Annotated in this window: 3 protein-coding genes and 1 pseudogene; 1 reads left to right on the top strand and 3 read right to left on the bottom strand. The window is 63.6% G+C overall.

The window, feature by feature from the left end; all coding sequences use genetic code 11:
* Nucleotides 1-21: 21 nt before the first annotated feature.
* On the bottom strand, nt 22-3156 hold the full coding sequence (locus tag EOM25_10515) for a transporter substrate-binding domain-containing protein (GenBank protein ID NCC25609.1): 3135 nt from the start codon (nt 3154-3156) through the stop codon (nt 22-24).
* A 55-nt stretch (nt 3157-3211) separates the two neighbouring features.
* A complete protein-coding gene (locus EOM25_10510) occupies nt 3212-4936 on the bottom strand; it encodes a thiamine pyrophosphate-binding protein (protein ID NCC25608.1) in 1725 nt (574 codons plus the stop codon).
* Between the two features lie 309 nt (nt 4937-5245).
* On the opposite strand from EOM25_10510, the gene EOM25_10505 reads away from it, so the two are divergent.
* Nucleotides 5246-7096 carry a hypothetical protein gene (locus EOM25_10505; GenBank protein ID NCC25607.1) on the top strand — a complete coding sequence of 617 codons (1851 nt, stop codon included), beginning with the start codon at nt 5246-5248 and terminating at the stop codon, nt 7094-7096.
* Nucleotides 7097-7222: 126 nt separating this feature from the next.
* Here the strand turns inward: EOM25_10505 and EOM25_10500 are convergent.
* Nucleotides 7223-7537, bottom strand: a pseudogene (locus tag EOM25_10500) (flagellin).
* Between the last annotated feature and the right edge of the window lie 566 nt (nt 7538-8103).

The raw sequence follows: 8103 nt of genomic DNA, 5'->3' as shown, positions 1-8103 counted from the left end.
CAAAGAGCCCGGGACTAGGGCTCACCCCCCGTCCAAAGACGATCTGACCACGTCGGCCAGTTCGCGCATCCGATAGGGCTTGGCGATGAAGCCCCAGGCGCCGGAGGCCAAGGCCTGACTGCGGTGGTCGGTCGCGGCGTAGCCGCTGGCGATGACGACCCTGACCCCGGGATCTATTTCCCGGAGGGCCGCCAGGCATTTCTGGCCGCCGAGGCCGGGCATGTTCAGATCGAGCAGGACCAGTCCGATGCCATTGCCCTGTCGGCGGAAAATCTCCAGGGCCTCCTCCCCGCTGGCGGCGACCAGCACGGTGTATCCGAGAGCCTCCAGGGTTTCCGCTGTCAGCTCCCGGATCTCCGGTTCGTCGTCGACGACCAGGATCGTCTCGTCGCCACCCCCGGGAGAGGCCTCCTCCAGGCTGCGGTCGGAAACGGCGTCTGTCTCGTCTGCGGCCGGCCAGTAGATGCGGAAGGTCGTGCCCCGTCCGGGTTCGCTGTCGCATTGGATGTGCCCTCCGTGGCTCTTGACGATGCCGTAGACCGAGGCCAGGCCGAGGCCCGTGCCCTTGCCCACCTCCTTGGTGGTGAAGAACGGATCGTAGATGTGGGACAGGGTGTCGGCGTCCATGCCAAAGCCGGTGTCGCTCAAGGTCAGGAGGACATGGCGACCGGCCGATGCTTCGGGGTGGGCGAGGACAAAGCCTTCGTCCAGAATGACATTGCCCGTCTCGATGGAGATGGTTCCGCCGTCGGGCATGGCATCCACCGCATTGCCGGCCAGGTTGAGCAGGATTTGTTCGATCTGCACCGGGTCGGATGAGATTTTCCAGAGGTCGGGTTGCAGGCGGATTTCAAGGGCGACCATTTTGGGGATGGTTCGTTCCAGAATACGAGCCGTTTCCTGGGCTTCGCGGTTCAGGTCCACGGAAATCCGGCGGGACTCGGCCTTGCGGCTGAAGAAGAGCAACTGCTGGACCAGCCTCCTGGCCCTGTCCATGGACCTGACCACGGCGTTCAGACGGCTCGTTTCCGGGTGGTCCGGGGCCCGGCCCTGGAGCAGGAGTTCGATGTTTCCGCCCATGGCGTGGAGGAGGTTGTTGAAGTCATGGGCGATGCCGCCGGCGAGGATGCCCATGGACTCCATCTTCTGGGCCTGGAGGAGTTGGCCCTGCAGCTTCTCGCGCTCCTCTTCGGCCTGCTTGCGCTCGGTGACGTCCAGGGAAATACCGTCCCAGACAATTCTGCCCCCGGCCAGGACGCGGGGAGACGAGGACAGGGACATCCAGCGAACGGTTCCGGATGGATCGCGGAACCTGGCCTCGGCCCGGAAGAGGGAGAGGTTTTGGCAGGCCTGTTTTTCTCGCTCGAGCAAAAGGGGCAGGTCCTCCGCGAACAGCTGGCCGTAGAGCAGGTTCGAGTCGGCCAGGACTGCCTCGGCCGAGATACCGTGCATCCGCTCCACGCCCGCGCTGAGATACAAAAATTCGTGGCTGCCGCCGTCCGGGTCGACAACGGCCTGGTAGACGTAGCCGTTGGGCAGGTTGTCGCTCAATATCTGCAATTGTCGATTGCGTTCCAAGAGGGCCTTTTCGGCTTCCCTTCGCCGGGCGTTGGCCATGATCTGGCCGACCATGGCCGCCGCAGTCCTGGCAAAGGCCTCCTCGTCCGGCTCCCAATGCCGCAGCCGTCCGACATGTTCCAGGCTGACCACGCTCACGAGGCGTCCCTCGATCAGAATGCCGGTGTCGAGCATGGAGGCGATGCCCAGGGGGGCCAGATACAAGTCCACCAGTTCCGAGGTTCTCGGATCGTTCAGGGCGTCGGGGGCGAAGATCCGGCCTTCGGCGCGAAGGGCTTCGAGGTATAGAGGTATGGACTTTGCGTCGAGGGGAGCGGCAGCATCCTTTTTCTCGGCATCATGCGCCCTGAGGGACAGACAGTTCAGCATGGATTCGCCTTCGGAAAGGACCCAGATTCCCGTCCGGGCCACGCCCACGGTCTCGGCGACGGTTTTGGTGACCCGACTCAGGGCCAAGTCCAGGTCCCCTTCGACGACGCCCTTGTCCAGGGCCAGTTCAACGATGGCTGACCGCTGGGCATTGGCCCGGATCTCGCTTCGTCGGATTCCCTGGACCTTCTGGTTCAGACTGCGCTTCAGGAAGAACGAGATGACCCCAAGACCCAGGGAGAGCAGGAGGGCGAACAGGGCCACGGCCTTGATCAGCCGCAGGGTTTCCGGGGCGATGCCGGAATGGGTGGCCAGAACGATCCACTTTCGGCGGATGTCGGTCAGGTCCTTTTCGGGGATGGCCGCCAGGGCCTTGGCCATGGCGCCGTAAAGAAGGGGATACTCGCGGCTGACCCCGATGCTCCAGGCAAAGGAAAAGTTCGTGGTCCCGGCTACCCGGAGGTTGGGGATGCCCATCTGGTCGATGAAGTGGGCGGCCACGGCCAGGTTTTCGGCAAAGGCGTCGATGCGGCCAAAAGAGACCATCTGGAGTCCCTGGGGCACGTTGGCCACGGGCACGACCTCAAAGTGCCCGACCAGCGCCTGATCGCGGAGAAATTTTTCCGTGGCATAGCCGGAGACCACTCCGATCCGTTTGCCTTTGAAATCGTTCAGTTTCAGCTCTCCGGACGTCTCCTCGGGGGTGATGATGACCACAGGCACGGTGGCGTACGGCTGGGTGAAGAAGGCGAATTTTTCCCGCTCCTCGGTCTTGACGATGGTCGGGGCCACGGCGCAGGCCCCGCTCTTCAGGGCGGCCAGGTGGGCGTTCCAGTCGTCGGAAGGAACCTTGAGAAAGGAAACGTCGAGGAGGTCCTCGATCCGGGAGATGACGTCCGCGCCCATGCCGATGAAGGACCCGGACTCGGAAATGAACTCGATGGGCGGGAATTCGGTGTTGAAATAGAGGGTCAGCTTGTCGGGATTGGCCGCCAACCAGGCCTGTTCCTCGTTCGTCAACTCGATCCGGGCCCCGGCCCATGAGGGCGGGCAGGCCAGGACAAGGCCCAGAAGGATGGTGACGAGCGCGGCGAGGAGCAGGCCGTTCGGGCGGACGCTCTGGGTCGTGGCTCCCAGGAAGGAAGCCCCGGATCCGTCCCGGAGATCGGATTTTTGAATGCAATAGGAAGGGCTGGAAGCGCTCTTCATTTTTTTCCCTGCAACGATTGGCGAGAAGCGAGCAAACTGAATTTTTGCGAAAACTTCAATCCTCGTCCACCCATTCCATTTTGGCCTGGGCGAACGGAGTGACCGGGGTCTCGAAGGCCTTGTCGCAGAGGCAGTCGACCAGGAAGGGCCGGCCCGAGGCCAGGGCGGCCTCGAAGGTCGGGGCCAGCTGCTCGGGCCGATCCACCCTTCTGGCCTCCAGACCCAGGGCCCGGGCCAGTCGAACCCAGTCGTGGTTGGGAATCTCGGTCAGGCCGGCGGGGCCGGGCCCCTGTTCCCGGGCCCGGAACCAGACGTTGCCCAGGGCCGAGTTGTTGATGACCACAAAGACCACTGCCAGACCGTAGCGGGCCGCGGTCTGGATCTCCATGCCGTGCATGAGCATGCACCCGTCCCCGGTGACCACGGCCACGGGCCGGTCCGGTCGGGCGGCCTTGACGCCCACGGCGGCGGGCACGGCCCAGCCCATGGGGCCGACATTGGTGGCCGAGAAATAGGTCCCCGGTCCGTAGGACTCCCAATAGTGGCCGCAGAAGGCCCGGTGGGCCCCGGAATCCACGACCAGGGCCCCGTCGCGGGGCATGGCCCGGCGCAGTTCGGCCACGACCCGGGCCGGATGAATGGGCACGGCCCGGCTGTCGATGTTTTCTGGACCGTATGTCCGGGGGCCGACGGCCAGGACGGCCTCTGTCCATGCCTTCCGCTTCGGGGCGGTTTGGGTCAGGGCCCGGAGGCGGTCGGGTTCGGCCAGGAGGGCCCGGAGGGCCTCGCCGCAATCGCCGATGACCGGGGCCTCGGTGGGCCAAGTCCGGCCGATGGCCGTGGGGTCGCTGTCCACGTGGGCCAGGGCGATTTTCGGCAGCATGCGGCGGGACCAGTACATGGTGTCCCGCTGGCCGAGGCCTGATCCCAGGACGAGAAGGACGTCCACCTCCCCGGACAGGATGGCCTCGATGGCCGGGCGGTGGCCGGCATAGCCGAACACGCCCAGGGACAGGGGGTGGTCCTCGGGAAAGACGCCCTTGGCCCGCAGGGTGGTGGCCACGGGGATGGCGTAGGCCTCGGCCAGGCGGATCAGGTCGGCGTGGGCCCCGGATTTATCCACTCCGGCCCCGGCCAGGATGACGATGTTGACCGGTGGTGGCCCCTGGTCAGGGGAGAGGATGCCCCGCAGGAGATCAAGGCCGTGGAGGTCCAGAAACCGGGGCCGGCGGAGGCACTCGGGCAGGGGTGTCCACGGGATGTGGACCTCGCCCTTTTGGATGTCCAGGGGCACGGACATGTGGACCGGGCCCTGGAGCGGGGCCAGCATGCGGGTCAGGCAGGCCCGGAGATGGTGGTGGACGAGGTGGACGGATTCCACGGCCATGGACCGGACGCAGACCGGTTCGAGCATGGCCACGTCGTTCAGGGCCGCCGGAGACGAGTCCTGGAATCCGCCCCGGCCCTCCCAGTCGGTGGGGACCTGCCCGGTGACCAGAAGGATTGGCGAGGAGTCGGTCCGGGCCGCAGCCATGGCCGTGATCATGTTGGTCACTCCGGGCCCGCCGATGCCGAAGCAGGCTCCGAACCGGCCCGAGGCCCGGGCGTATCCGTCGGCCATGAAGGCCGCCCCGGCCTCGTGGGCGGCGACCATCGGGGTCAGGCCATCGGTTTCGGACAGGGCGGCCAGAAAGGGGTCGATGAGGCCGCCGGGAACGAGAAAGACGTGGTCCAGACCTTCGGTCCGCAGGGCCTGGGTGATGTAGCGGGTGGTCTGCATGGCCTTCTCCGGGATGTGGTTCTCAGATTCTGGAAAGACCGTATGCGGGACGGGCGAGGGGAGTCAACACGGAACCCGTCGAGGTTGGGGAAGGCCCGGAATTGCGGCATCACCATGTCGATTCCCTGGCCTTGGAAAGGTGTTGGTTTTCATCCCGGAAAATGGCCATGAACCGGCTTGCGCAGAAAAAATATTTATGGAAGATTCAAGATGCATGGACAAGTTTTCGGCATCGTACCGGTTCCCAATCAAACACCCAACATAGCTTTACCGGCCTGGATGGCGACAGGCACTCAGAGGAGACGGAGCATGAAACGGAGATGGTATTGGAGCCTTGGCGCGCTGTGCCTTTTGGTGACTGTTTTTGGCCTGTCGGCCTGCGAGAGTACCTCGGACTCCACCACCGAGTACCAGATGGCCGCCTTGACTCCCATGGAGGGCCGGGTGCCGGAGGCCTTACTGAAGCGGGGCGTGACCATCCAGGTCGTGGATGTGGAGCACGAAACAGAGCATGACGGCTTTGTCTTTGACGGCCGGTCCACAGCGGCCAATGAGCGGACGTTTCTTCGTCTGGTCCGGCGCTATCTGGCCGCCGAAAAGGGCGTTTTGATCCTTTGGGCCACAAACGAACACAAGCAGGCCCTGCGGGAGATCATCGGCCTGAGGTTCGGGGACCGGGAGAGTCCGGGTTACTTTGTGGCCGCCCTGCCCGGAACCAAGGGTCGGGAATTCGTCATTGTGGATTTCCCCCATGCCGCCGGCGTGGACAAAGCCGACTTCTCGGCCCTGGCCCCTGTCGAGGAGCCCGGTCAAATCGAGTTTGACGACGAGGCCATGGCCCTGAACCAGGCCCGGTTCCTTGAGGAGTATCTGAGAGGCTCGGCCGTCCAGGAATTCGCCGCAGCCGTGCATTATCATCTGGCCAGCAACAGGGAACGAGCCGAACAACCCATGGCCGGCGATCCGGCCCCGCCCGATTATCTCAAGTACAAGAAATGGTATGTGGACCAGACCCAGTCGCCCATGGTGGCCTGGCGCTACGACACTGCCTGGCTGAGCGGGTATCCGAATCCTACCTGGCGGTATCCGGCCCCGAGCCCCATGTCCGGCTGGCAGCAGGGCACCTACGGTCATACCACGCTGATCACGGTGTATTTGGACAACGATCCAAACAACATGGGACAGGACTTTCAATGGTTGACCATGGACCACCAGGGCTGGTGGGACACCGTGGACGGCAGCAACCATTCCGTGAGCGGCAGCGGCACGGTGGAGATGCCCCTGAGCGCCTCGTCGAGCAAGAAATACGACGTGCTCGATGCCAAGAATTATTCCATGTACGGCTACGGCTGGGGGGTCATGGAGTACGGCCTGAACTTCGCCCCGCCGGCCTCGGAAACGGCGAATTTCAAGTATGTGAACGGCATTCCGGCAACGCAGATCACGAACACGACCAAGACCGAAACGGCCTCCTTCAACGTCGGTTTCAACAGGGCCGGGATCAGCTCGACCTTCGGGGTGACCAAGTCCGTGGCCACCCAGGTTCCAAGTTGGCAGGTCGCCGTCAGTTCCCAGCCCAGCGCCAGTTCCTTCTCCTGGCTGTGGCGGTCCAATTCCCCGGACAGCGACAAGAACGACATCGAGGGCTTCAACACCATGAACAAGTCGGGCTACGAGCCTGCGGCCTACGGGGTCATCCAGACCCTTGGAATCGTCGACCGGGTGGTGACCTTCAACGCCGGGTTCGGGGTCCAGAAGGTCACCTCGGCGGGCTACTACAAGGCCTGGCCGGCCGAGGACCACTACCGCACGAACAAGACCATGAGCAACCAGTTCACCTATGAGGTGGACTTCGGCGCAGTCCTTTACCCCCTTGTCGAACAATTGACCATCAACCCGTCGTCGATTCCCGGCGGCCAGAACGTGACCGGGACCGTGACCCTGGATCAGAACGCCCCGGCCGGCGGGGTGGAGGTGGCCCTGGCCTCCAACAACGTCAACTGGGCCACGGTTCCGGCCACGGTGACCATTCCCGAGGGCCAGGGAGCCCAGACCTTCACCGTAACCACCTATCCGGTGGCGGCCACCTCGACGGCGAGCATCTCGGCCACCCTGAACAAGTTGACCATCTCGGCCAACCTGACGGTGACGGCCCCGTAGAACCGACCGCTTCCCCTCACCCGACTAAACGAGAAAAGGCCCCGGCAAGGGGCCTTTTTTCGTCGTGGCTCGTCGGTTGTATGGGGGACGCTCCGGGGTCGGAGCAATTTCCCCTTCCCCTCTGGCCTAGCCCATGAGCTGCAGGGCCATCCGGGGCAGGGAGTTGGCCTGGGAGAGCATGGCCACGGCGGCCTGGGTCAGGATCTGGTTCTTCACGAACTCGGTCATTTCCAGGGCCACGTCCACGTCGGAGATGCGGGACTCCGCGGCCTGGAGGTTCTCGGCCTGGATCTGGAGGTTGGTGATGGTGTTCTGCAGCCGGTTTTGCATGGCCCCCAGATGGGCGCGGATATTGTCCTTGGAGGTGATGGCCTTCTGGATGGTCTCCAGGGCCTCCTGGGCCAGCTGCTGGGTGGAGATGGAGGAGGCGGACCAGGTTGAGGCGCCGGGGGTGCCGCCGCTGGGGCCTGCTCGGAATAGTGTGGCACCCGTAGTAACGACGTCGCCAATACCATTTGTGACAATGTACCAAACGGAACCATTAGTAGCTTGTGCGGTTCTTACATAATTTTCAGGAGCGCCTTGCCCTGCCCTACCAGCACCTGAAGTGGGAGCGAATGACAAACCCGTTGCCGCAAATGCATCTTGTGTGTTTTGATGACTGTGTAATAACTGATACTCGCCTCTATTTCGGACAGTAACTGGTATACCTAAACTACCTGCTATTGCCTCGGCAAAGGTGGGTTTCTCTGACGTTGCTGGATTTGTAGCCGATCCCTCATAAGCGCCCAGCATCCGCAGGTGCGGATGAAGAGATAGTCCATGCCGGAAGGTAACTTCCGGGGCCATGTAAAATCCCTCGGGGAGAAATCTCCTTGCCGGTTCGATTCCGGCCCCGGGCACCATTTGAAAACGATGCAACAGTCCGGGCTTGCTGAATCCCGAGGGGCTATTGATCTTGCCGGTTCCCCCCTCGCCGTCATGGGAGAGTGCCGTCGGTATGGCTC

It is taken from the genome of Deltaproteobacteria bacterium, from assembly GCA_009929795.1.
Taxonomy (GTDB): domain Bacteria; phylum Desulfobacterota; class Desulfovibrionia; order Desulfovibrionales; family Desulfomicrobiaceae; genus RZZR01.
This window is presented reverse-complemented; position numbering and strand designations above follow the sequence as displayed.

Excerpts from the sequence above, each read along its gene's own strand:
- EOM25_10515 (NCC25609.1), bottom strand. The coding sequence starts at position 3,156 with ATGAAGAGCGCTTCCAGCCCTTCCTATTGCATTCAAAAATCCGATCTC.
- EOM25_10510 (NCC25608.1), bottom strand. The coding sequence starts at position 4,936 with ATGCAGACCACCCGCTACATCACCCAGGCCCTGCGGACCGAAGGTCTG.
- EOM25_10505 (NCC25607.1), top strand. The coding sequence starts at position 5,246 with ATGAAACGGAGATGGTATTGGAGCCTTGGCGCGCTGTGCCTTTTGGTG.